The following is a 22,622-nucleotide window of genomic DNA, read 5'->3' on the forward strand; positions in this document are numbered from 1 at the left end:
AACAATGGAGTAGCAAAATGCCCAAGATGAAGACGAAGTCCTCCGCCAAGAAGCGGTTCAAGATCACTGCCTCCGGCAAGGTCCTGGCTGCTGCCGCTGGCAAGCGTCACGGCATGATCAAGCGGTCCAACAAGTTCATCCGCAATGCACGCGGAACGATGGTACTTGCCGAAGCAGACGGCAAGAAAGTCATCAAGAACTACCTGCCTAACGGTCTCTGAGACCCTTTCGCTTTTTGGATCATTTAAGGAGATCATGACATGTCACGCGTAAAACGCGGCGTTGCCGCTCATGCCAAGCACAAAAAGGTTCTGAAGGCCGCCAAGGGCTTTTATGGCCGCCGCAAGAACACCATCCGCGCTGCAAAGGCTGCGGTGGATCGTTCCAAGCAGTTCGCCTACCGCGACCGCAAGGTCAACAAGCGCAACTTCCGCGCCCTGTGGATTCAGCGTATCAACGCTGCTGTCCGCGAATCTGGCCTGACCTATGGCCGCTTCATCGACGGCCTGAACAAGGCTGGCATTGAAGTTGACCGTAAGGTTCTGTCCGACATGGCCATCCATGAACCGGCAGCTTTCGGCGCGCTGGTTGAAGCCTCCAAGAAGGCTCTGTCCTACCTGAAGGACACCGGCACGAAGAACGAATTTGAGACCGCGGTTAAGTAACCAGCGCGTCCCAAACTGAAATTTGGTATTGGGAAACCCGCGCTGGGAGAACTGGCGCGGGTTTTTTCTTTTTTATTTGATACTGGCGATACATCCGCTGGCGGAACATGGGCAGGAAAGACAACAATGTCCGATCTTGAGAGTTTGAAAACATCCCTTCTGGCCGACATTTCTGCCGCCAGCGACGAGGCGGGCATTGAAGCTGTGCGTCTGTCCGCCATGGGCAAGAAAGGCGCGGTCTCCGAGCTTTTGAAAACGCTTGGCTCCATGACGCCAGAAGAGCGCCAGACCCGTGGCGCCGCGATCAACGCGCTGAAAAACGAGATCACCGAACAGCTGACCGCCAAGAAAACCGAGCTGAAGGATGCCGCCATCAATGCGCGGCTGAAGGCTGAAACGCTGGATGTGTCGCTGCCCGTGCGCTCGTCGCCTGCCGAGCGTGGTCGTATTCATCCGATCAGCCAGATCATTGACGAAATCACCGCCATCTTTGCCGATATGGGCTTTTCCATTGCCGAAGGCCCGGATATCGAAACAGACCACTATAATTTCACGGCGCTGAACTTCCCCGAGGGCCATCCGGCCCGCGAAATGCATGACACATTCTTCCTCCAGCCCGACGCTAATGGCGAGCGCAAAGTGCTGCGCACCCATACATCGCCGGTGCAGGTGCGCACCATGGAAGCGCAAAAGCCACCGATCCGCATCGTTATTCCGGGCAAGACCTACCGACAGGATTCCGACGCCACCCATTCGCCGATGTTCCATCAGGTCGAAGGTCTGGTGATTGACAAGACCGCCAATGTTGGCCATCTGCGCTGGGTTCTGGAGGAATTTTGCAAGGCCTTCTTTGAAGTCGATAGCGTCACGATGCGCTTTCGCCCGTCGTTCTTCCCGTTCACGGAACCATCGTTTGAGGTGGACATCCAGTGCGACCGCTCCTCTGGCCCGATTGTTAAATTCGGCGAAGGCAAGGACTGGATGGAAATCCTCGGCTGCGGCATGGTCCACCCCAACGTGCTGCGCGCCGGCGGCCTCGACCCCGATGAATACCAGGGCTTTGCCTGGGGCATGGGCCTCGACCGCATCGCCATGCTGAAATACGGCATGCCGGACCTGCGCGACTTTTTCAACGCCGACGTCCGCTGGATGAACCACTACGGTTTTCGTCCATTGGATGTGCCGACATTGTTTGGTGGATTGAGCGTTTGATGGAGCAAGCTGTCCTCACCGCATCGCTAACGTTAACAAGTGCTGTGATTGGCGGGGCTGTTGTCGCTTGGCTTACACATTTATTGTCTTCCAGAAGAGAGAAGTACAATAAAAGACGTGAGCTGATCGTGAAGTACCTGCTTGAAACGTATGATGCTATTGCTACACCGTCCTTTGTGAGTCCGCAGGACGAAATGCAGGCGATTGAGCGTGCTGTTGATAGAGTTCAGGTTTTCGGTGATCCAGAGCTTTTAAGATTAACGAAGAAATACAGTGATGATCTTAAGGTAGATGGAAGTTCAAATACTACTGAATTGATGAAGTACGTGAGATCTCAAATTCGGCGTGAGCTAGGGCTAACGCCAACTTCTGAAGATTTTACGATCTTGAGATTCCACGAGTTGAGAGAAAAGCAATGAAATTCACACTCTCCTGGTTGAAAGACCATCTGGACACCGATGCCACGCTGGATCAGGTCTGCGAGCGCCTTACCGCCATTGGCCTTGAAGTTGAGGATGTTGATGACAAGGCGGCCTATAAACCGTTTGTAATTGCCAAGATTTTGAGCGCAGAAAAACATCCATCTGCGGATCGTCTGAAAGTTTTGTCGGTTGATGCTGGTGATGGCAAGCCCGTTCAGGTCGTATGCGGCGCGCCGAATGCGCGGGCGGGCTTGATTGGCGCGTTTGGCCGTCCGGGCATGTATGTGCCGGGGCTGGATGTGACACTGGCTGTCGGCAATATTCGTGGCGTGGAAAGCCACGGCATGATGTGTTCTGAAAAAGAACTCAACATGTCTGATAACCACGATGGCATTATCGATCTGCCCGAAGATGCGCCTGTTGGTACCTCTTTCGCCGCCTATGCCGGCATTGATGATCCGGTCATCGAGATCAATCTCACGCCCAACCGGCCCGATTGCACCAGCATTTACGGCATTGCCCGTGATCTGGCCGCCTCCGGCCTTGGCACGTTGAAGCAGCCAAAGGTTCCAAGCTTTGCGGTGGAAGGCGAGACTTCGGTTGAGGTGAAGCTGGAGCTGGATGATGCCAAGCTTTGCCCCGGCTTTGCCTATCGCCTCGTGCGCGGTGTCAAAAACGGCCCAAGCCCGGTCTGGATGCAAAAGCGGCTGATTGCCATTGGCCTGCGCCCCATCTCTGCGCTGGTGGATGTGACCAATTACATGACCTTTGATCAAGGTCGGCCCATGCATGTGTTTGATGCCGATAAGGTCAAGGGTGCGCTCACGGTTCGCCGTGCCAAGGATGGCGAGGAAATTCTCGCCCTCGACACCCGCACCTATAAGTTGACACCCAACACCGTAGTGATTGCCGATGACAATGGCTTAGAGTCCGGGGGCGTTGAATCCATTGGCGGCATCATGGGCGGCGAGCATTCCGGCTGCGATGAAAACACCAGTAACGTGCTGATTGAATCGGCCCTGTGGGACCCGATCAACATTGCTAAATCGGGCCGCTCGCTCGGCATCATCACTGATGCCCGCTATCGGTTTGAGCGCGGTGTTGACCCGGACTATATGGTGCCCGGCCTTGAGCGCACCACCGAACTGGTGCTGGAGATGTGCGGCGGAAAGGCTGCAAGCTCCAAGGTGGTTGGCTATCAGGGTCACAGCAAAAAGGTGGTTGATTTCCCATTCTCGGAAGTCAAGCGCCTCACAGGACTTAATGTCTCCACCGAGGAATCCCGTACCATCCTCACCGGCCTTGGCTTTGAGGTGTCTGGCGAGGGCGACGTGGTCAAGGTGGCCGTGCCATCGTGGCGGCCGGATGTGGACGGCAAGGCCGATCTGGTGGAAGAGGTCATGCGGATGCATGGCGTGGATAAGATCACGCCAGAGCCGCTGCCATCCATGGGCGCGGTCAACAGCAAGATCCTCACCACCTTGCAGATCCGCACCCGCACAGCACGGCGGGCGCTTGCCAGCCGTGGCATGATGGAAGCGGTAACGTGGTCATTCATCTCGGCAGAACAGGCCGCACTGTTTGGCGGCGGTAGCGCAGCGCTGAAACTGGTCAACCCGATTGCCGCTGATATGTCAGACATGCGCCCATCGTTGCTGCCGGGTCTGCTCACCGCTGCCCAGCGCAATGCCGACCGTGGCTTTGGCGATGTGGCGATTTTCGAAGTCTCCGGCACCTATGAAGGCGATACGCCAGAAGGTCAGCGCCGCGTGGCAGGTGGCGTGCGCCGTGGCACGGCATCGCTCGCAGGTGCTGGTCGCATGTGGTCCAACGCTGCCAAGGGCGGCGGCAAGCCAGTGGATGTCTATGACGCCAAGGCCGATGCGTTGGCCGTGCTGGAAGCCTGCGGCCTGCCGATGGGCAATGTGCAGATCGAGCAGGGTGGCCCGGAATGGTACCATCCGGGCCGCTCCGGCACCATCAAGATGGGTCCAAAGGTCGTGCTCGGCTACTTTGGTGAGTTCCACCCCAAGACGCTGGCCGCATTGGATGTTTCCGGTGCGCTCTGCGGCTTTGAGATCTATCTTGATGCCATGCAGGAGCCAAAGAAGAAGGCCACCCGCACCAAGCCTGCGCTGGATCTCTCGCCCTTGCAGATGGTGAAGCGCGATTTCGCCTTTGTGGTCGAAAAACAGGTTGAAGCGGGCGCGATCATCAAGGCTGCCACCAGCGCCGACCGCAAGCTGATCACGGGCGTCAACGTGTTTGACGTGTTTGAAGGGGCAAGCGTTGGCGAAGGCAAGAAATCGGTGGCCATTGAAGTGCTGATCCAACCATCGGACAAGACCCTGACCGATGAGGATTTTGACGCGCTGACCAAGAAGATCGTCGGCAATGTGGAGAAGACCACAGGCGGTGCTTTACGCGCCTGACACCTGTCTTCAGGGCCAGGTGGCGGGGACTTTGTCCCGCTGTTTTTATCGTGATTGTAAAAACCCCTCGAATATTTCGAGGGGTTTTGCGTTTCTCAGGTTTTCAACACAGTCAGACGCCTAATACCAAGTCTCGAAGATGCTCACGCATCCTCGACTTGAAAAATTGAAAATATCTCAAATGCGCCAGAGGCTTGAGATATTTTCAAATGGAATACGAAGAGTCATTTTCAATGAACCTTCGTATAAATCATCGGAATGGTGAGCGGCAGACCCGCATGCGGCCATCCCCGGCGATGTAGCGGTTGGTTTGTGGATCATAGGACCGATAGCGATCCATGCACCAGCGGATATGGCGGTTCGATACCCGCGGCGGTGGCGCTGGACGGTAGTAACCTGGTGGCGGAGGTGCTGGGCGATAATAGCCGGGTGGCGGCGGTACTGGCCGGTAATAACCTGGCGGTGGTGGCGGCGGCCTGCCGTAATCGGGCCGGTCATAGCAACCATAGACGTCGCAGACATAGCGGATATCGATGACTTGGGATGGGTTGCCGCTCGGCGGGGCCATGGCAAACGGCATGGTCGCCGATGCGACAGCGGGCAGGCTGCCGACAAGGACGAACGCAACCCCAGCCAAGGCATTGCGGAACACTGGCATTCTACGCCTCCTCACACTAAAACCGGACATGCCGAATTACATAAATCTCGTCGTCCAAGCTTCAAGGCCCAAGCTTCGAGGGTGGGGACAATTTCAAGGCAAGGCAATTTTTCTGGCGACATGATTCCATCGGTCTTGCGCTTGCACCCATCAAAAACTCAGGCTTTCGGGCGAGATCGCTTTGTATGTTAGATAAGGCGATTATTGGCGCCAGTTTTCTCTGTTGCGCGGATTGTCTCTATTAAAACCACTAGATTCAGGTGCTTGGGCGAATGTTGAATGATGCTGCAAAATGAACGGGATAGAGGCAATCGGAAAAAAAACGGTCCTGACATGAAAACTTCAAAAACCGTGTTGACAGGCGCGGGCTGGCCTACTAAATCCCTCCTCGTCGCCCAGATGGCGGAATTGGTAGACGCGCCAGCTTCAGGTGCTGGTACTCGAAAGGGTGTGGAGGTTCGAGTCCTCTTCTGGGCACCAATTCCCAAGCCAAATCTTTGATTTGGTTTATGAATACAAAAAAGCCCGGTTCGCCGGGCTTTTTTGTTTTTATGCGGTTTTTCTGTTTGAGGTTTTATTCCCCGACATCTCTCGGATTGATGCCCGGCAGCCAGGCGCCGGTGCGCGGTTGCTCGCTGCCTGTGTAGGTAATGCCTTCATCCGTGGTGCAGCGATAGACGGTTCGCGGCATGCCGGAGCCGAGAAAATGAAAATCGCGGGTGCCGCGCCCTTGCATCAGCACGGTCTCGGTTTTGCAGCGGTAACTTGGCTGGAGGTTCTGCCGGTCGATTTCGGCCTGCGTCTTCACGCCGGGCAGGTCCTTGTAACCTTTCAAGGGCTGCGACCAGTTATCCATGGTGGGTTTCTTGTTCTGGTCGGCAAAGGCTGGTGCCGCAATGGTCAATCCTGCTGCCACCAGCGCTGCCGTCCATCTTGCTGCTCGGTTCTGCATGTCGATCTCCATTTTCTGACACCGCGCCAAAGGAGCGGATATCCAGTCCCCTTTTCAAGCTTGTCGGATCAGGAAAATCGGTGAGCGGTGTTCCTGACAAACAATCGATGGCCCGTTTCGTGCCTGCCCAAAGCTGGGCCTGTCTTCTCTGATATAGGAAGGCCTAAGCATGGGCAAAAGGGCATAAGGCAGGTCTTGCTGATCACGGTTTCGCCAACAGGCACCGGGTGACAATGTTCCATCAAACGCTTAGCTATGCCAAAATACCTAGAACCGGTCCGAGACCCGAATCCCGGCTGGACCAAGAATAACGGCGACCAGCACCGGCAGGAAAAACAGGATCATCGGCACGGTCAGCTTTGGGGGTAGGGCGGCGGCTTTCTTTTCTGCGGCATTCATCCGCTCGTCGCGGCCCTCTTGCGCCAGAACGCGCAGGGCCTGGCCGATTGGCGTTCCGTAGCGTTCCGCCTGGATCAACGCCTGGCAGACAGACTTGACGATTTCCAGCTGGGTTCGGTTTCCAAGGTTTTCATAGGCCGTCCGGCGGTCCTGGAGGAAGGACAGTTCCGCCGTGGTCAGCACCATTTCCTCGGCCAGCGCCGGAGATTGAGACGCCATTTCATCGGCGACACGCCGCATCGCCGCTTCCATCGACATGCCGGATTCGACGCAGATCAGCATCAGGTCCAACGCATCGGGCCAGGCTCGGCGAATTGAATGCTGCCGTTTGGTGATACGGTTGGAAATATAGATATTGGGCAGATAAAAGCCGACATAACCCGCCACAACCGTCGCCAGGAAACGCACGGCAAACGGCCTGGACTGCATGTTGTGCAAGGCGAAGATCCAGGTGGTTGCCAGGGCCAGAAACAGGAAGGGCAGCAGGAAACGGGCCGTCAGAAACATGTTCAGGGCATTTTGGGAGCGCAAACCAGCGGTTTTCAGCCGGTCCATGGTCTTGTCGTCCACCAGCGCCTTGCGCAGGTTGAAACGCTCGACGATCTTGCGCGCCGAACTGTTATCAGTATTGCGCAGGCTGCCGCGTCCGCCCTCGCTGTTCATTCTGGCCCGCTCGCGGGCGCGGATCAGTTCGCGCTCGGAGGATACGGCCTTCATCCGCTTGTTGAGGTCACTCCGCTCCAGCAGCGGTGAAATCAGGGTGTAAAGGGTGGCAAAAACCGCAATGGCCACCAATACGGCGATCAGCAGGGTCGGGTTGGTCAGTGTGGCGGCAAGATCGGCAGACATTGGCACGTCCTCAAATGTCAAAATTGATCATGTTACGCATGACGAAAATGCCGATAGACATCCAGAACGCCGAGAACCCCAGAATCATATGGCCGCGCGGGTCGGTAAACAGCACCATGATATAGGCTGGAGAGGAAATGTAGACGAGAAAGGCGACGATGAAGGGTAACGCGCCGATGATGACCGCTGATGCCTTGGCCTCCATCGACAAGGCGCTGACCTTGGCCTTCATCTTGCGCCGCTCACGCAGCACTTTCGATAGATTGGACAGGGCTTCGGAGAGATTGCCGCCCGCCTGCGACTGAATGGCGATGACGATGGCAAAGAAGCTGACCTCCTGCAAAGGCATGGAGTTGAACATACGCCCGCAGGCTTCCGGCACCGTTATACCCAGTTGCTGGGCGTCGACCACACGGCGAAACTCGGTTTTGACCGGTTCCTGCGCATCGACGGCGATCATCCTCAGGGAATCGTTGAGCGGCAGGCCGGATTTGATCGACCGCACCATCACGTCCAGCGCATTGGGAAACTCGGTCAGGAATTTTTCCTGGCGTCGGCGGATCAGGAAGCTGACGATCCAGCGCGGCAGGCCGGCACCAGCCGTAAAGGCAATCCCCAAGGACACAAACAGAGACATGCCGAGGACAAAGCACAGGCAGAAAAACACCAGACCAAGTGTGGTACTGGCAATGCTGAACTGGGTCAGGCTGACATCTAGACCGGTCTGGCCGAGCCGCTGTTTCAGCGACTGGCTGGAGATTTTCTTGTTTTTCTCATTCTGCTTGCGTTCGATTTCCTTCAGCGTGTCCTGCACGGACTTGCGTCGCTTGGAAAGCTCCTGAACCCGGTCGCGCGCCACCTGTTTCTTGGCGGTATCGGCTTCGGCATTTTTCACCCGGGCGAGGCGTGTGGCGGTTTTCTTGTCGGCCTGCACCCGTGAAAACAACAGGACATAGGCCAGCGATCCCGCCGCGAGGGCTGCAAGAAGCACGATGGCGAGCACATTGATGTTCATGGCTTACACCACACCGGTTTTCTGTTCCATGGCGTCGAGCGCCGCCGCCAGGCGCCGTTCCTCGTTGTAATAGCGGGCGCGTTCCCAGAAATGTGGCTTGCCGATGCCGGTGGAGACATGGCGGCCAATGATCTTGCCGGTCAGGTCCTCGCCTTCCATTTCAAAACGCATCAGGTCCTGGGTGATGATCACATCGCCCTCCATCCCCACCACCTCGGTAATCTGGGTGATGCGGCGTGTCCCGTCGCGCAGACGGGCAGCCTGGATGATGATGTCGACCGAGCCGGAAATAATCTCGCGCACGGTCTTTGCCGGTAGGGAATAGCCGCCCATGGCAATCATCGATTCCATACGGCTCAGGCATTCGCGTGGGGTATTGGCGTGGATGGTGCCCATTGAGCCGTCATGGCCGGTATTCATCGCCTGCAACAGGTCGAAGACCTCCGATCCGCGCACCTCGCCGACGATGATTCGTTCCGGTCGCATGCGCAGGCAGTTCTTGACGAGATCACGCATGGTGATTTCGCCTTCGCCCTCGATATTCGGCGGGCGCGTTTCCAGCCGGACGACATGCGGCTGCTGCAATTGCAATTCTGCTGTATCTTCGCAGGTGATTACCCGTTCGTCGGCGTCAATATAACGGGTCAGGCAATTGAGCAGGGTGGTCTTGCCCGAGCCGGTGCCGCCGGAAATCACCACATTACAGCGCACCCGCCCGATGATTTGCAGGACTTGCGCACCTTCCGGCGTAATGGCACCAAACTTGACCAGCTGATCGAGATTGAGCTTATCCTTCTTGAATTTACGGATCGTCAGCGCCGGACCGTCGATGGACAGCGGCGGAGCGATCACGTTGACGCGCGAACCATCCGGCAGGCGGGCGTCGCAGATCGGGCTGCTCTCATCGACGCGTCGGCCAACCTGGCTGACGATGCGCTGGCAGATCGAGAGAAGCTGGGAATTGTCACGAAATCGGATATCCGATTCGATGGTTTTGCCGCCGACTTCGATAAAGGTCTGGCCGGCACCGTTGACCATGATGTCGGAAATATCGTCGCGGGCCAGCAAGGGTTCCAACGGGCCGTAGCCCAGCACGTCATTGCAGATGTCGTCGAGCAGCTCTTCCTGCTCGGAGATCGACATGGCGAAATTCTTGATGGAAATGATATCGTTGACGATATCGCGGATTTCCTCGCGCGCACTTTCCGCGTCCAGCTTGGCAAGCTGCGACAGGTCGATCGTGTCGATCAGCGCCGAAAAAACCTGGCTCTTGGTATCGTAATAATCCTCGGTCCGGTTTTGGCGACGACGCTGCGCGGGATCGGCGGGAGCGGCTGGCCTGGGTGACTCGGCCCGACCCGGTTCGATCCGTCCGGAGGCCGACACGGATGCTGGCATGCCGGGCGATGACAGTGCCGAGACCGGCGGCGCCATGCCGGAACCGGACTTTACAGACCCTTCATTTCCTCGTTTACCGAACATTGTCTCGTTCCAGTCGGGCGTCTATGCGAGACGCCCTCGGTTGCATGTTTACTTGCGGGCCAGCTTGGCGAAGATCGTGCTGAGACCCGGTCTTTTCGGCTTCTTGATACTGACCCGTCCGGTGATGAGATGGGCGAGCTGCGAGAACGTCTCCGCCGTCGGACTTTTCGCATCGATCTCGGCGATCATCCGGCCACTATTGGCGGCATTGCCAAACAGCTGAATATCGAAAGGAATGATCGCGGCCGGCTGCATGTCCAGCGGTTCGAAAAAATCGCTGGGCGAAATTTCCGGCCGTTTCGGCATTCCGGCCTGGTTAAGAATCAGATGCGGCGCCTTGTCGTTCGGCCGCAGACGCTTCAAGGCATCGAGCAGGTTCTTGACGTTGCGCAAATTTGCAAGATCCGGCACGCAGGTCAGGACGATCTCGTCCACTTCCGATAGCAGCGCCAGCGTCCATTCATTCCAGCTATGCGGCAGGTCCAGCACCGCGACCGGAGCGCTGCGTTGCAGGGTTTCCAACAGCGGTAGGAAGGCGCCGCGCTCAAAATCATAGGCCCGGTCCAGCAGGGAGGGGGCGGCCAGCAGGGACAGGTTTTGCGAACAGGAGGTCAGTAGGCGATCGAGAAACACTTCGTCCAGGCGCTCCGGAGCAAAGACCGCTTCGGCTATGCCCTGGGCCGGGTCCTGGTCGAAATCGATATTGGCCGTGCCATAGGGCAGGTCCAGATCGGCCAGGATGGTTTCGGAGGAAAACAGCGAGGCGACCATGAAGGCGGCATTATGGGCGATGGTGGAGGAGCCGACGCCGCCTTTTGCGCCTATGAAGGCAATGCTGCGCCCAAGCGGCTCGGCATCGGGGTCGATGAAGATCGATGACAAGGCCCCGATGACGTCGGCCATGCTGACTGGCGCCACGATATAATCGGAGACGCCATTGCGCATCAATTCGCGGTAAAGAGCGATGTCGTTATAGCGTCCAACGACGATGACCCGGGTCGAGGGGTCGCAGACATCGGCCAGCGGCGCCAGCTCTAAGAGCAGGTTCTCAGGCTTCGCATCGGTTTCCAGAATGACCAGATTGGGGGTCGGTGCCCCGGCAAACATATTGACCGCCGCCGAAATGCCGCCGCTTGTTACCCGCATGCTGACCTTTGTCATGCGCCGGTCACGGGCGGCTTCTTCCATCACTGCCAGCACACTGTCCGAGATGCAGAACGCATGCACGGAAATGCGCGGCAAGGGCCGCAATTGCTCGAGATTACCGGTTCTCACCGGTTCCGCGGCCAGGCCGTCTTCGTTCGATCCGGCGATATCGTATTTGATGGTATTCATCAGCCTGCCCCCGCGATCCTTGTCGATCAATCCGTGGATGTCGTGGTTGAGGTGTCCTTGCCGTCGCGATAATTGTCGATCACCGTCGAGCGACGCTCGGCATCGATCGGCGTCATACCGCGCGGCGCGATCAGGTCCGTCGGGCTGGCAACCTGCGCCGCCAGATTGGCCTGGGAGGCACAGCCGAAATTCTGCCAGTTCTTGTTCTGCGCCGTGTCGTTGGAGAGATCCTCCGGCCATTGGCCACACGGTCCGGCCACCGCCGTAGTTGCGACATAGCTCAGCCGGATCGGCGCGGCATCACCTGTTGCGCTGGCCCGGTAAGGCCGTTCAACGATTTTGGGGGCGGCAATGCCCTTGGATACCAGCAGGCTGCGCACCTGGCGAGCGATGCTGGAGGCCGCCATTGTATTGGGAGATCCTTGCGGCACCAGGATCTGCACATAGCCGGTGGATGCATTGCGGTAATCCTGGGCAAAGCCCGTCACCGCATCGCTCATGCCGATCGTCAGGCGGCTTGAGCCCTGCGCGACCGGAAGATCCAGCGAATGCTCGACATCGGTGACGATGATCGGATGGCGGGTACGGTAATCGTCGGGAATCGAGCCGGTGGACATCTCGTCTTTCATACCGCCGCAGCTGCTAAGCGGCAGGATGGCCGTCAACCCGAGGAGGAGGGCGCAAGCGCGTGTGACGGACAAGGTAGGGTGAAGTATCATCGTGTCCGCCCTCATTTGTAAATATAGCCGACGGTGCCGTGATAGGCGCCGTTTGCCGTGGCTTCCTTGCGACCGTAGACTTTGTTGACACGGTTCAGGAAATACATGGCGCCGTCTCCGGCAGGATTGAAATTGTCGTCGGGACGCGCCAGCGCGTTGCGGGTGACGGGCCGGACCAGATAAGGCGTTGCGATGATCACCAGTTCGGTTTCGTTGCGCACGAAATCCTTGCTGCGAAACAGCGTGCCGAAGATCGGGATTTTCGAAATGCCTGGCAGTCCAGACATGGCCTGACGGACATTGTCCTGAACCAGACCGGCAATCACAATCGATCCACCGGAGGGCAGCTCGACCGTGGTCGAGGCCTCGCGCTTGCGGATCGACAGATAGGTGGAACCAGGGATGGACGCATCCGAATTGCCCTCTACCACCGATCCTTCATAGGTCGGTTCGGAAACATTGGTTTCGATCGCCAGGCTGATACGGCCCGGAGACAGCACGACTGGCCGGAAGTTCAGCTGAATACCGTAATCGACGGTCGAGGTCGTGCGAGAGACGGTTTTCTGCCCGGTGGTGCTGTCGGTGCTGATTTCCTGGCCGGCTGCCAGACGATATTCGCCGCCAACATAGAATTTCGCCTGTTCGCCGGAAATTGCCGTCAGGCTGGGCTCAGCCAGCGTGCGCATTACACCCGCCTGCTCCATGGCGTTGACATAAGCGCTGATGCCAAAGCTGCCGAAGGTCTTGGAAATCGTGGCGGTGCCGCCAACGTCGACGGAATTGCCGAGGTTGGAAGGATTGGCGTAGCTGATGCCGCTGGTGCCATCCGTAGCGCTGGCGCTGACGCCAAGCTGTTTCAGTACCTGACGGCTGACTTCGGCAACGGTGACTTTCAGCGTGACCTGATCTTCGCCTTCGATGGTCAGCATGTTGACGATCTGCGAGGTTTGACGATCTTCCGCATAGATCGCCACCGCTCCGTCGCCGCTGCTGTTGCTGGTTGCGGTTTCTCCGCGGGTGGTGGCTTCACCACCCTGGAGGAAAGCCTTGGCTAGGCTGACGGCCCGCGACGAATCCTGCGGGGTGCGCACTGTGCCGCTCAGCACCACGTTGTCAGAGATGATCTCGACCTTGATATTGGACTCAGGGATGAACCGGCTCAGGTTGGTTTGCAGACCCTCGATATCCCGTTCGATTTGCAGATCGAGACTGACGATCTCGCGGCCATCCGCCCCGAAAATGAAAATATTGGTCTGGCCAACCTTCTTGCCGAACAGATAGATCCGGCGGGAGGTGCGGGTGACGGCATCGGCCAGTTCCGGATCGGCCACCAGGATATCATGCGCATCTTCCGGCAGATCGACGACGATGGCCTTGTTGAGGCCAAGCTTCAGGTCACGCCGCACACCGGGGCCGGTTTGGGCGATGCGCACCAGGCTCTGGGCACCGGCGGCAAGCGCGTCAGCCTGCCAGACAAGCATATTTTCTCCCGGCAAGCCGGTAATCGACAGGCCAAGCGAAAGGCTGCCGGTGATCATGATCCGCAGCAGGCGAGCAGGGGTGAGGCGCATGGAAAATCGTCCGTTCATTGTTTTGCAGCTCCCGCGCTCTTGACGATCTGCCCGGATTTGATGACCTGCACCTGTGGCCCACCGCTATCGCCGCTCAGCAGGTAGCTGGCGGAACTATTGTCCTGCTCCTGGGCATCCGCCACTGAGCGCAGCGCCAGTGACAGGCGCTCGGCCATCTGCTGGGCAACCGTCAGCACCTTGGTTTGCTCCGGTGTCAGTTCCAGTGTTGCGGTGGTGCCGATGACCGAACGGGTGCCGTCGTTCTTTTCCTCGATCTGCTGGTCGATTGCGAGAACGCGGACATTGGACAGCACGGTTTCGGTCAGATGGTTATCGTTATCGCCCTTGCGGACCATGATTACGTCGACCCGGTCATTGGGCAGGATGAAGCCGCCAGCACCGGTTGCCACGGAAATTTCCGTGGAGATTGCCCGCTTTCCGGCTGGAAGCAGCGCTGAAAGGGTCCGGCTGGAGGCGTCGGCGATCTTTTCGATTCGGATCGGCTCACCTTCGAAAATCGGTAGCCGCACGACAAGCCCGGCGAGGTCGCTCAAGGCCTGGGGACGGTTCTCTTCCGTCACGAAACCGTCGACCAGGTCGGTCTTCGGCCAGTCCATCCAGCGCATGGCCTTATCGGTCAGGCGGGCGCCGACCGGCAGGCTGGCGGCGGCGATCAGCACCTTGGTGGTCGGTTCCTTCGTCACCACAGGCTCGGATTGCTGCACCACGACGCGCTTTTGCCCGCTCAGCCCCATGGCCAGCAGACCGGCCAGACCGGCCGCGGCCACGGCGACGAAGAGAATGAGAATGCGGGCGGGCTTCATGGTCTGTCCTTAAGTCGGCGGAAGCTTTCTTAAGGTCGAAAAGAACAGAAATTGGTGTAATTATAGTTAACAACCGCCTTACTGGCGTGGTTAACAAAATATTGCCGGATTTATTTCGGCGAAACTGTCGCCAAGGCCAATGTCACCACTGGGGCACTGAGAAAACTGCAAAAACCGCCAATGGCGATGGCAATACCATAGGGAATTTTTTTCTCGACAATCAGCGAGCGCGGCAGGCGCAGTCCAAGGGCCATTACTGTATTGGCCTGGCTGCGCAAAGCCAGGATCATCAGGGTCAGCACGCCGCCGAACACCGCGACTTCAATCAGAAATTCCACCAGGCTGATATTGAAACCATACCATACGGCAGCAGCCGTCAAAAGCTTGGCGTCGCCGCCGCCCATGACGTTTAATGCAAACAGCGTGAAGCAACCGAAAAACACGATCAGACCCGCCGTGAGATGCAGTCCGGCCAATCCTATAGGCAGGCCCAACACCAGAGCGAGGGCGGTAAAACCGATAAGCAGCACAAGGGGGATCGCATTGGGGATCTTCATCTCGAACAGATCTGTAAAGGCCGCCAGCGCCAGGCAAAGAGGAAAAATCAGTGACAGCGTGACAGCCAGCATGGCGGATGAACCCTTTGACGACGTGATTTTAAAGAATCGACCATGGCGCAAAGCCATTACCGAATCATTCTCTGGACTGAAAATTCTGGTCACTCAGAATATTTGGGGTGGGAAATATTTAGGACAGGCTCTCCCGTCCATCAAAGAGAAAAGCCGCCCTTGCGAGGCGGCTCTTATAGCCTTGAGGCGGCTCGTTTCAAGCTTACTTGGTTGCGTCCGCACCCTTATTCATCTGCGTTGTCAGGTTATTAAAGGTGTTGCCAATGCTGGTACCGAGTGTGGTTGCGCCAGCGACGAGTGCAACGGAAATCAGAGCGGCGATCAGGCCGTATTCGATGGCCGTTGCACCGGATTCATCTTTCATAAAACGTGCGAAAAACTTGGACATGCGCTTTTCATGCTCCACAAGTGTTGTTCTGACCAGTGAAATGTTTCTACTGAACGGTTGACGTAAAAATGCAGATCGGCATCCTGTTAGGGTATTTCACTCTGCATTGAACCGGTGAGATATTCTAAAGTTTTAAGAATTTTCAGACAAGAAAATGCCCTAATATCTTATCAGCTTTAGCAACGACATTACTTGGATGCGGTGGCCGCCTTATTCATCTGCGTAGTCAGATTGGTGAACGTATTGTTCAGGCTCGAGCCGAGCGACGTTGCGCCAGCCACGAGTGCGACGGAAATCAAAGCGGCGATCAAACCGTATTCGATGGCGGTTGCGCCGGATTCGTCCTTCATAAAACGTGCGAAAATCTTGGACATGCTCTTCTCCTGCTCCATAAGGTTTTTCTTATCCGCCAACTATTTTTGTTGTCCGGTTGAGCTGAAATTACAGGTCGCCGCATTGCTATCGCCTTAAGAAAACAAGTTAATTATCCTTGAACGGCAGCTTGATTTCAGTGTGGTAAATGAAGCCGAAAGATAGTCGGAAAAATTGTATTCACTCCGGAAAAAGGCCAGCCTACAGCATGTTTACATGCAAAATTATGCAAGTATGTGTCAGTTGTGGCCGCTGATATGCCAGTGTTTATTGCGAGATGAACCGTATTATGTCCTGACAGGAGACGGTGGCTTTAGGGTTCATTTACCATTTTATCTCAATCTATGGATCTGATCTGCACGAGAGAAATATTTTCCATGACATTGACGATGTCGTTTCGCTGCTGTTTTGCGTTATTGCTTGCGGGAATGTCGACAGTTTCCGGCACAGCGCATGCTGAAGACCCGCTTTTGCGCGTGGTCATGAACCAGGCCCGCATTCTCAAACTCGATCGGCCGGTCAGCAAGGTCATCATCGGCAATGAGAAAGTCGCCGATGCCACCGTGGCAGACCCGAAAACCATCGTGTTGACGGGGCGAAGCTTCGGAACGACGAATTTGGTTCTGCTTGACAGCCAGGGCAATGCGATTTTCGACGAGCGCATTCTTGTCTCTATCGATGAAGCCAATACAGTGCGGCTATACAAACAGACGCAACGCACCGTTCTGTCCTGCACGCCAAGCTGCGAGCAGCATTCGCAGTCTGGAAATTCCACTGGAGATGCGTCCTCCAGCAACAGTACGTCAAGCGTCACCGCCCAATAGCGGTAAGCGCGAAAACACTGGGCGGATATGGCGGGCGTTATCGGCTATATCTTTCCTGAATTCGCTCCTGCATAAGAAATCATGCAGTAATAATATGAATTTATTCAGAATATCTAAAATTAATTTTTTGGTCGTTTCCGTATCATCCTGTTCAAACTGAAGGAATTCGGCAACGAAAATTAAATAGATCCAGCCCTAGCTTGCTATCAGGCACAACAACCGGCATTCAGCGATGGTCTTTCCAGATGGCACCCGTGACAAACGCGACGGACGATGGCGCAGATGGATAGTAGCGGCCAGGCGTTTGCGTCGTTCCCGTGACGGATCGGCGGCCATCGAATTCGCCATTCTGGCCATTCCTTACTTCCTGATCATTTTTGCCATTCTGGAAACATTCGTGGCTTTCATTGCGGAGCAGACCGTCAATTCAGCGGTCGACACGCTCGGCAGGCAATTGCGCACCGGCAATATCACCTATAATCAGGCCCGTAGCACCGATAAGACGGCCACGGAATTCCGCCAGTTGTTCTGCAACGAGATTTCCTTTCTCCTCACCTGCGACGCGGATGAAGTCGCGACGCCCAACCGGCTCTGGCTCGATGTGCGAACCTTCTCGGCGTTTTCTGCCATGCCCACCACCATCGCCACGACGGCGGGCAGTCTCGATACGTCCAGTTTTGCCTTCACGCCGGGTGGAGCAAGTTCGATCAATATGCTGCGCGCCTTTTATTATTGGCCGGTCACCACGGATCTTGTCCGTCCCTATATCGCCACGATCCATCGCCCCGGCGTTTCCAGCAACTCAGATTATCTGATCGTGTCGACCATGGCATTCCAGAACGAGAATTATCCATGAGGTCGATATCTGTGTTGATGTTGCGTCTGTGCAGACCTTTCCAGCGATTGGCCGTGGATCGATCCGGCGTGGGCGCGGTGGAGTTTGCCCTCATCGTGCCCTTGCTTCTGGTTCTGTATCTGGGGGCGTTCGAACTCACCATGGCGCTCAGCGTTTCCCAGCGCGCCACCACCAGCGCCGGGGCCATCGCCGATATCGTCGCGCGCCAGCAGACAACGGTCAACAAGACCTTTCTGGCGACTATGCCGGATGTGCTGAAAGCCATGTTCGCGCCAACAGCGACAACGGGCTATGCGCTGAAGATCACCGGCATCAAGGTGGACAGCAATGTCAAGGCGACGATTGCCTGGTCCTGGGCGCAGGATGGATCCAAACCCTATGAAACAGGTGCAACGGTAACACTTCCGTCTGGCATGGCGGCTGCCAATGCCTTTTTCGTTCACGCGGAACTGACTGTGCCGCATGAGCTTGTCACCTATCTGCCGGGATTTTCGGGATCGAGCGTCAACACCATTACCATCGCCAGGGATTATTACTTCCGTCAGCGGGAGAACGGTGAAATTGCCTGCTCGGATTGCTGATTTGAGTAGAGATTTGCCATTGCCTGCCTAAATGTCTATTCAATCCGTCCGATTGATATTCAACTGCCCGATGCTGCCTGATTTCATTTTAATCCCGAAGTGGTTCAAGGTGAAATGCAAGGCAAGACCGGGCTGACGGGTGAAGCATGGCGCGAGCCTTTCTGTTTGTTCTCGATTCCTTCGGTGTCGGCGGCGCCCCCGATGCGCCAGCCTATGGCGATGAGGGGGCCGATACGCTGGGCCATATCGCAGAATTCTGCGCCGCCGGTGCCGGAGACCGCGATGGCCTGAGAGCCGGACCCCTGATGTTGCCGAACCTGTCGGCGCTGGGCCTGTTGCAGATTGCCAGCCTGGCCAGCGGCAGCCTGCCTGCGGGCATGGACCTGCCGGAGCGGGTCTTTGGTCTTTACGGTGCGGCCAATGAAGTGTCCCGGGGCAAGGATACACCGTCCGGCCATTGGGAAATTGCTGGCACGCCGGTCATGTTCGACTGGGGTTATTTCCCGCAAGAAGGCGATGCCTTTCCAGCCGATCTCGTCGCCGAGATCTGCAAACGCGCCGATCTTCCCGGAATCCTCGGCAATTGTCATGCCTCTGGCACCGACATCCTGGCCCGGTTGGGCGAGGAGCATTGCCGAACGGGCCAGCCGATCTGCTATACATCCTCTGACAGCGTCTTCCAGATTGCCGCCCATGAGCACGTGTTCGGGTTGGAGCGTTTGCTAAGGCTCTGCGAAATTGTCAGGGAGTTGCTGACCCCCTACAGGATTGGCCGTGTGATCGCCCGCCCTTTTATCGGCAATAGCGCTTCGAATTTCCAACGCACCGGCAATCGGCGGGATTATTCGGTCCTGCCTCCGGAGCCGACGCTGCTCGACCGGCTGAGTGAAGCGGGCCGCACGGTGCATGCGATTGGCAAGATCGGTGATATCTTCGCCCATCAGGGGACGGGCCGCGAAATCAAGGCGAATGGCAATGCCGCACTAATGGAGACGACGCTGGCGGTGATGGATGAGGCAGCAGAGGGCGATCTGGTTTTCACCAATTTCGTCGATTTCGATATGCTCTACGGCCATCGCCGCGATGTGCCGGGCTATGCTGCGGCGCTGGAAGCCTTCGATCTCTGGCTGCCGGATGTCTACCGCAAGCTTATCCCCGGCGACATGGTGATCCTGACCGCCGATCATGGTTGCGATCCGACCTGGCGTGGCACCGATCATACGCGTGAGCGGGTGCCGATCATGGCGTTCGGTCCCGGCATCCGGGCGCGTTCTCTCGGCATTCGCGACACTTATGCGGATATCGGTGAGACAATTGCGGCCCATCTCGGCATTGCTCCGGGTCGCCATGGCGGGAGTTTCCTATGACCGCATCGCTGTTGAAGGCCGAATTGCATTGCCATATCGAAGGCGCCGCACCTCCGGCTCTGGTCGCGGCCCAAGCCGAGAAATACGGTATCGACGCCAGCAGTTTTATCCGCAATGGCGTCTATGTCTGGGAGGATTTCACCAGTTTCATAGCCGCCTATGATTTCGTCGCCTCGGTGTTTCGCAGCGAGGAGGATTTTGCCGCCCTGGCTGAGGCCTATCTGAGCGAACTGGCGGGCGTCAATACGATATATAGTGAGCTATTCGTTTCGCCTGATCACGGCGAGGCGGTGGGATTGTCCGCCGAAGCCTATATTGAAGGCTTGGCAGAGGGCATTGTCGCTGCCCGGGCCAAGACCGGTATCGAATGCCGGATGGTGATTATCGGCGAACGGCATCTGGGGCCGGAAAACGTCTTGCGCCGGGCGAAATGGTTGGCCGATTACCAGCATCCGCTGATCACGGGTTTCAACATGGCGGGTGAGGAGCGGGTGAACCGGGTGGCGGATTACGCCCCGGCCTTCGACATCGCCCGTGAAGCGGGCTATGGCATTACCATCCATGCGGGCGAGCTCTGTGGCGCTTTCAGCGTTCGTGACGCGCTGGATCTGGTGCGTCCAAGCCGGATTGGCCATGGCGTGCGCGCGATTGAGGACGCTGATCTGGTGCAGCGACTGGCGGATGAGGGCGTGGTGCTGGAAGTCTGCCCGGCTTCAAATATCGCGCTCAAGGTGTTTGAGGATTATGCCAGCCATCCCATGCGCGACTTGGCTGATGCTGGGGTGCGGATATGCATCAACTCCGACGATCCGCCGTTTTTTGCCACATCGCTGGCCAATGACTATGCCATCGCTGCGGAGATGGGCTTTTCAAACACCGAGATCAACGCCATGACCCAGACGGCAATCGAAGCGGCTTTCGTGGATGAGGCGACCCGCCAAAACCTGTTGCGGCGGCTGCAAGTGGCTGGTTCTGGGGATGAGGCAGCAATTTAACGGCTGCAAGCCTTGCTCATCCCACCGATTCGTTGGAAGAAACATCACAGTCAGGAATAGAGCGGAAGAGACAAGAGGTTTCCCATGGACGGCGTCACAGTCATCAATCACCCCCTGGTGCAGCACAAGCTGACCTTCATGCGCCGCAAGGAAACCTCGACGGCGGGCTTTCGCCGGCTGTTGCGGGAAATCTCGACGCTGCTCTGCTATGAAGTGACCCGCGATCTGGAACTGACCGTGGAAACCATCGAAACGCCGATGGTGGAAATGGAAGCGCCGGTGCTGGAAGGCAAGAAGCTGGTCTTCGCCTCCATTCTGCGCGCCGGAAATGGCCTGCTGGAAGGCATGCTGGATCTGGTCCCCTCCGCCCGTGTCTCGCATGTCGGTGTCTACCGCGATCATGAGACCTTGCAGCCGGTCGAATATTACTTCAAGGCCCCGGAAAACCTGTCGGAGCGGCTGGTGATTGTCGTCGATCCGATGCTGGCCACCGGCAATTCCTCCATTGCTGCCGTCGATAAGCTGAAGGAGCGCGGCGCCAAAAACCTGCGTTTCGTCTGCCTGTTGGCAGCTCCTGAGGGCTTGAAGCATTTCCGCGAAGCCCATCCAGACGTGCCGATCTTTACGGCGTCAATCGACAGCCACCTGAACGAGCAGGGCTATATCGTGCCAGGTCTCGGCGATGCCGGTGACCGGATGTACGGCACGAAGTAAAGCTTTCTTAACGACGAACGGCTTCGACCCCGGTGCTTCCTGCGCCGGGGTTTGCTTTTGAGCGGTCATGTTAACCGAAGTGAAATCCTGCCCACCGTTTCTATCTTCGATAGATCTGGAGAGAGATGTGATGTTCATGCGGGTTGTGGTTTTTGCCGGTTTGACAGTCCTCGTCGCCACGCAATTGCCTGCCTATTTGCAGGGCAGGGCGGAAAGTCTACAGGAAAAGCAATCTCAAGCGCCAAGCCGGGAGGCAACCCGTCTCGCGGTTGCGCCACAGCCGGTCGCCGGTTCAGGTCAGGCGATCCTGAAAGCCGATGGCCGGGGCCATTTCATCGCGCCCTTCCGCATCAACGGCAAAACCGTCGATGCGATGATCGATACCGGCGCAAGTACGGTTGCCATTAACGAGACCACCGCCCGCAGGCTTGGCTTCGGCGGCAACGATCTGAACTTCAAATATAAGGTCAATACCGCCAATGGCGACACTTTGGCTGCGGTCGTGACGTTGGACCGGGTTGAGGTCGGCGGGGTGCGCGTCACGCAGGTTCAAGCCATGGTGATGAAGGACAAGGCCCTGTCCGGCACGCTGATCGGCATGACATTCCTGAAACAGCTTGGCAGCTACAAAGTTGAAGATGGCCAGTTGAAGCTCAGTCAAAAATAAGGGCTCCTCTTGGAGGAGCCCTGACGTCATAGATTAAAACTGTTGAACCGCGCTCAATGCGCGCCGGACATGTCGCCCAGCACGTCCTTGGAGGCTACGGTGGAATCGGCGTTCAGCTTGTAGACCATCGGCACGCCGGTGGCGAGATTGACGCTGAGGATCTGGTCCTTGGTCAGCTTGTCCAGCACCATCACCAGCGAGCGCAGCGAATTGCCGTGGGCTGCCACCAGTACCTTTTCGCCCCGCAGCACGCGCGGCAGGATTTCGGTGAGGTAATAGGGCCAGACGCGGGCTCCGGTATCGCGCAGGCTTTCGCCGCCCGGTGGCGGAATGTCGTAGGAACGGCGCCAGATATGCACCTGTTCTTCGCCCCATTTGGCGCGGGCGTCATCCTTGTTGAGGCCGGAAAGATCGCCATAATCGCGCTCGTTGAGCGCCTGATCGCGGATGGTTTCAAGGCCGGACTGACCAAGATTGTCGAGAATGATACCGCAGGTCTTCTGAGCGCGGGAAAGATCGGACGTAAAGGCGATATCGAATTGAATGCCGTAATCCTTTAGCGCCTTGCCGCCGGCATTGGCTTCCTGCACGCCAAGGTCGGTCAGGTCGGGATCACGCCAACCGGTGAACAGGTTCTTCAAATTCCAATCGCTCTGGCCATGGCGCACGAGCACGAGGGTACCGGTCATCGACA

At 57.2% G+C, this 22,622-nt stretch carries 25 protein-coding genes and 1 tRNA gene; 13 read left to right on the forward strand and 13 right to left on the reverse strand.

Going from position 1 to position 22,622, the window contains the following annotated elements:
* Window positions 1-17 precede the first annotated feature (17 nt).
* The 5 genes from rpmI (at window position 18) to pheT (ending at window position 4,731) form a co-directional block, all read left to right on the forward strand.
* Complete coding sequence (rpmI, locus tag FS819_RS16850) at window positions 18-221, forward strand: 50S ribosomal protein L35 (protein ID WP_012654654.1); 204 nt, start codon at window positions 18-20, stop codon at window positions 219-221.
* 39 nt (window positions 222-260) lie between these two features.
* Window positions 261-665, forward strand: coding sequence for a 50S ribosomal protein L20 (gene rplT, locus FS819_RS16855; protein ID WP_012654655.1), 405 nt, complete (start codon window positions 261-263; stop codon window positions 663-665).
* Window positions 666-791: 126 nt separating this feature from the next.
* Window positions 792-1,877, forward strand: coding sequence for a phenylalanine--tRNA ligase subunit alpha (gene pheS / locus FS819_RS16860; protein ID WP_156549022.1), 1,086 nt, complete (start codon window positions 792-794; stop codon window positions 1,875-1,877).
* Window positions 1,877-2,296 (forward strand): hypothetical protein, encoded by a 420-nt coding sequence (locus FS819_RS16865; RefSeq protein ID WP_041696084.1) that lies wholly within the window; start codon window positions 1,877-1,879, stop codon window positions 2,294-2,296. The genes pheS and FS819_RS16865 overlap by 1 nt, the downstream gene beginning before the upstream one ends.
* Window positions 2,293-4,731, forward strand: a complete 2,439-nt coding sequence (pheT, locus tag FS819_RS16870) for a phenylalanine--tRNA ligase subunit beta (RefSeq protein WP_156549024.1) — start codon at window positions 2,293-2,295, stop codon at window positions 4,729-4,731. Before FS819_RS16865 ends, pheT begins: the two co-directional genes overlap by 4 nt.
* Window positions 4,732-4,981: 250 nt before the next feature.
* Here the strand turns inward: pheT and FS819_RS16875 are convergent, their stop codons facing one another.
* The gene (locus FS819_RS16875; RefSeq protein ID WP_156549026.1) at window positions 4,982-5,389 is read right to left on the reverse strand and encodes a BA14K family protein; all 408 of its coding nucleotides are present in this window, start codon (window positions 5,387-5,389) and stop codon (window positions 4,982-4,984) included.
* Between the two features lie 393 nt (window positions 5,390-5,782).
* On the opposite strand from FS819_RS16875, the gene FS819_RS16880 reads away from it, so the two are divergent.
* Window positions 5,783-5,869: transfer RNA gene (locus FS819_RS16880), tRNA-Leu, on the forward strand.
* A 94-nt stretch (window positions 5,870-5,963) separates the two neighbouring features.
* Here the strand turns inward: FS819_RS16880 and FS819_RS16885 are convergent.
* From FS819_RS16885 to FS819_RS16935, 11 genes are all read right to left on the reverse strand, one after another.
* Entirely contained in the window at window positions 5,964-6,341 is a 378-nt protein-coding gene (locus FS819_RS16885) for a hypothetical protein (RefSeq protein WP_156549028.1), read from the reverse strand.
* A 267-nt stretch (window positions 6,342-6,608) separates the two neighbouring features.
* On the reverse strand, window positions 6,609-7,589 hold the full coding sequence (locus FS819_RS16890; RefSeq protein ID WP_156549030.1) for a type II secretion system F family protein: 981 nt from the start codon (window positions 7,587-7,589) through the stop codon (window positions 6,609-6,611).
* A gap of 10 nt (window positions 7,590-7,599) precedes the next feature.
* Window positions 7,600-8,604: a type II secretion system F family protein gene (locus tag FS819_RS16895; protein ID WP_156532479.1), complete on the reverse strand. Its 1,005-nt coding sequence runs from the start codon at window positions 8,602-8,604 to the stop codon at window positions 7,600-7,602.
* Between the two features lie 3 nt (window positions 8,605-8,607).
* A complete protein-coding gene (locus tag FS819_RS16900) occupies window positions 8,608-10,086 on the reverse strand; it encodes a TadA family conjugal transfer-associated ATPase (RefSeq protein ID WP_156549032.1) in 1,479 nt (492 codons plus the stop codon).
* A 48-nt stretch (window positions 10,087-10,134) separates the two neighbouring features.
* Entirely contained in the window at window positions 10,135-11,421 is a 1,287-nt protein-coding gene (locus FS819_RS16905; RefSeq protein WP_156549034.1) for a CpaE/TadZ family protein, read from the reverse strand.
* Between the two features lie 26 nt (window positions 11,422-11,447).
* The gene (locus FS819_RS16910) at window positions 11,448-12,140 is read right to left on the reverse strand and encodes a CpaD family pilus assembly protein (protein ID WP_156549035.1); all 693 of its coding nucleotides are present in this window, start codon (window positions 12,138-12,140) and stop codon (window positions 11,448-11,450) included.
* An 11-nt stretch (window positions 12,141-12,151) separates the two neighbouring features.
* Window positions 12,152-13,711: a type II and III secretion system protein family protein gene (locus FS819_RS16915; protein WP_409050034.1), complete on the reverse strand. Its 1,560-nt coding sequence runs from the start codon at window positions 13,709-13,711 to the stop codon at window positions 12,152-12,154.
* Window positions 13,712-13,725: 14 nt separating this feature from the next.
* Window positions 13,726-14,535: a Flp pilus assembly protein CpaB gene (gene cpaB / locus FS819_RS16920; protein WP_012654666.1), complete on the reverse strand. Its 810-nt coding sequence runs from the start codon at window positions 14,533-14,535 to the stop codon at window positions 13,726-13,728.
* 110 nt (window positions 14,536-14,645) lie between these two features.
* Window positions 14,646-15,164, reverse strand: a complete 519-nt coding sequence (locus FS819_RS16925; RefSeq protein ID WP_156549038.1) for an A24 family peptidase — start codon at window positions 15,162-15,164, stop codon at window positions 14,646-14,648.
* Between the two features lie 202 nt (window positions 15,165-15,366).
* Window positions 15,367-15,552 carry a Flp family type IVb pilin gene (locus FS819_RS16930; RefSeq protein ID WP_070163975.1) on the reverse strand — a complete coding sequence of 62 codons (186 nt, stop codon included), beginning with the start codon at window positions 15,550-15,552 and terminating at the stop codon, window positions 15,367-15,369.
* 188 nt (window positions 15,553-15,740) lie between these two features.
* Window positions 15,741-15,926: a Flp family type IVb pilin gene (locus FS819_RS16935; protein ID WP_012654669.1), complete on the reverse strand. Its 186-nt coding sequence runs from the start codon at window positions 15,924-15,926 to the stop codon at window positions 15,741-15,743.
* 426 nt (window positions 15,927-16,352) lie between these two features.
* Here FS819_RS16935 and FS819_RS16940 point away from each other — a divergent pair, with 426 nt between their 5' ends.
* From FS819_RS16940 to FS819_RS16970, 7 genes are all read left to right on the forward strand, one after another.
* Window positions 16,353-16,748, forward strand: coding sequence for a pilus assembly protein N-terminal domain-containing protein (locus FS819_RS16940; RefSeq protein WP_234624736.1), 396 nt, complete (start codon window positions 16,353-16,355; stop codon window positions 16,746-16,748).
* Window positions 16,749-16,980: 232 nt separating this feature from the next.
* Window positions 16,981-17,604, forward strand: coding sequence for a TadE/TadG family type IV pilus assembly protein (locus FS819_RS16945; RefSeq protein ID WP_156549040.1), 624 nt, complete (start codon window positions 16,981-16,983; stop codon window positions 17,602-17,604).
* Window positions 17,601-18,185, forward strand: coding sequence for a TadE/TadG family type IV pilus assembly protein (locus FS819_RS16950; RefSeq protein ID WP_070163973.1), 585 nt, complete (start codon window positions 17,601-17,603; stop codon window positions 18,183-18,185). Before FS819_RS16945 ends, FS819_RS16950 begins: the two co-directional genes overlap by 4 nt.
* Before the next feature lie 146 nt (window positions 18,186-18,331).
* Window positions 18,332-19,552, forward strand: a complete 1,221-nt coding sequence (locus FS819_RS16955; protein ID WP_070163972.1) for a phosphopentomutase — start codon at window positions 18,332-18,334, stop codon at window positions 19,550-19,552.
* Window positions 19,549-20,547, forward strand: a complete 999-nt coding sequence (locus FS819_RS16960; protein ID WP_156549042.1) for an adenosine deaminase — start codon at window positions 19,549-19,551, stop codon at window positions 20,545-20,547. The genes FS819_RS16955 and FS819_RS16960 overlap by 4 nt, the downstream gene beginning before the upstream one ends.
* An 84-nt stretch (window positions 20,548-20,631) precedes the next feature.
* Window positions 20,632-21,261, forward strand: coding sequence for a uracil phosphoribosyltransferase (gene upp / locus FS819_RS16965; RefSeq protein WP_060719365.1), 630 nt, complete (start codon window positions 20,632-20,634; stop codon window positions 21,259-21,261).
* Window positions 21,262-21,391: 130 nt separating this feature from the next.
* Complete coding sequence (locus FS819_RS16970; RefSeq protein ID WP_156549044.1) at window positions 21,392-21,928, forward strand: TIGR02281 family clan AA aspartic protease; 537 nt, start codon at window positions 21,392-21,394, stop codon at window positions 21,926-21,928.
* 53 nt (window positions 21,929-21,981) lie between these two features.
* Here the strand turns inward: FS819_RS16970 and FS819_RS16975 are convergent, their stop codons facing one another.
* Window positions 21,982-22,617 (reverse strand): 2,3-bisphosphoglycerate-dependent phosphoglycerate mutase, encoded by a 636-nt coding sequence (locus FS819_RS16975; protein ID WP_087727025.1) that lies wholly within the window; start codon window positions 22,615-22,617, stop codon window positions 21,982-21,984.
* Window positions 22,618-22,622: the final 5 nt, after the last annotated feature.

The organism is Allorhizobium sp. Av2 (genome assembly GCF_021462805.2).
GTDB lineage: Bacteria > Pseudomonadota > Alphaproteobacteria > Rhizobiales > Rhizobiaceae > Allorhizobium > Allorhizobium vitis_G.

Excerpts from the sequence above, each read along its gene's own strand:
- rpmI (WP_012654654.1), top strand. The coding sequence starts at position 18 with ATGCCCAAGATGAAGACGAAGTCCTCCGCCAAGAAGCGGTTCAAGATC.
- rplT (WP_012654655.1), top strand. The coding sequence starts at position 261 with ATGTCACGCGTAAAACGCGGCGTTGCCGCTCATGCCAAGCACAAAAAG.
- pheS (WP_156549022.1), top strand. The coding sequence starts at position 792 with ATGTCCGATCTTGAGAGTTTGAAAACATCCCTTCTGGCCGACATTTCT.
- FS819_RS16865 (WP_041696084.1), top strand. The coding sequence starts at position 1,877 with ATGGAGCAAGCTGTCCTCACCGCATCGCTAACGTTAACAAGTGCTGTG.
- pheT (WP_156549024.1), top strand. The coding sequence starts at position 2,293 with ATGAAATTCACACTCTCCTGGTTGAAAGACCATCTGGACACCGATGCC.
- FS819_RS16875 (WP_156549026.1), bottom strand. The coding sequence starts at position 5,389 with ATGCCAGTGTTCCGCAATGCCTTGGCTGGGGTTGCGTTCGTCCTTGTC.
- FS819_RS16885 (WP_156549028.1), bottom strand. The coding sequence starts at position 6,341 with ATGCAGAACCGAGCAGCAAGATGGACGGCAGCGCTGGTGGCAGCAGGA.
- FS819_RS16890 (WP_156549030.1), bottom strand. The coding sequence starts at position 7,589 with ATGTCTGCCGATCTTGCCGCCACACTGACCAACCCGACCCTGCTGATC.
- FS819_RS16895 (WP_156532479.1), bottom strand. The coding sequence starts at position 8,604 with ATGAACATCAATGTGCTCGCCATCGTGCTTCTTGCAGCCCTCGCGGCG.
- FS819_RS16900 (WP_156549032.1), bottom strand. The coding sequence starts at position 10,086 with ATGTTCGGTAAACGAGGAAATGAAGGGTCTGTAAAGTCCGGTTCCGGC.
- FS819_RS16905 (WP_156549034.1), bottom strand. The coding sequence starts at position 11,421 with ATGAATACCATCAAATACGATATCGCCGGATCGAACGAAGACGGCCTG.
- FS819_RS16910 (WP_156549035.1), bottom strand. The coding sequence starts at position 12,140 with ATGATACTTCACCCTACCTTGTCCGTCACACGCGCTTGCGCCCTCCTC.
- FS819_RS16915 (WP_409050034.1), bottom strand. The coding sequence starts at position 13,711 with ATGCGCCTCACCCCTGCTCGCCTGCTGCGGATCATGATCACCGGCAGC.
- cpaB (WP_012654666.1), bottom strand. The coding sequence starts at position 14,535 with ATGAAGCCCGCCCGCATTCTCATTCTCTTCGTCGCCGTGGCCGCGGCC.
- FS819_RS16925 (WP_156549038.1), bottom strand. The coding sequence starts at position 15,164 with ATGCTGGCTGTCACGCTGTCACTGATTTTTCCTCTTTGCCTGGCGCTG.
- FS819_RS16930 (WP_070163975.1), bottom strand. The coding sequence starts at position 15,552 with ATGTCCAAGTTTTTCGCACGTTTTATGAAAGATGAATCCGGTGCAACG.
- FS819_RS16935 (WP_012654669.1), bottom strand. The coding sequence starts at position 15,926 with ATGTCCAAGATTTTCGCACGTTTTATGAAGGACGAATCCGGCGCAACC.
- FS819_RS16940 (WP_234624736.1), top strand. The coding sequence starts at position 16,353 with ATGTCGACAGTTTCCGGCACAGCGCATGCTGAAGACCCGCTTTTGCGC.
- FS819_RS16945 (WP_156549040.1), top strand. The coding sequence starts at position 16,981 with ATGGTCTTTCCAGATGGCACCCGTGACAAACGCGACGGACGATGGCGC.
- FS819_RS16950 (WP_070163973.1), top strand. The coding sequence starts at position 17,601 with ATGAGGTCGATATCTGTGTTGATGTTGCGTCTGTGCAGACCTTTCCAG.
- FS819_RS16955 (WP_070163972.1), top strand. The coding sequence starts at position 18,332 with ATGGCGCGAGCCTTTCTGTTTGTTCTCGATTCCTTCGGTGTCGGCGGC.
- FS819_RS16960 (WP_156549042.1), top strand. The coding sequence starts at position 19,549 with ATGACCGCATCGCTGTTGAAGGCCGAATTGCATTGCCATATCGAAGGC.
- upp (WP_060719365.1), top strand. The coding sequence starts at position 20,632 with ATGGACGGCGTCACAGTCATCAATCACCCCCTGGTGCAGCACAAGCTG.
- FS819_RS16970 (WP_156549044.1), top strand. The coding sequence starts at position 21,392 with ATGTTCATGCGGGTTGTGGTTTTTGCCGGTTTGACAGTCCTCGTCGCC.
- FS819_RS16975 (WP_087727025.1), bottom strand. The coding sequence starts at position 22,617 with ATGACCGGTACCCTCGTGCTCGTGCGCCATGGCCAGAGCGATTGGAAT.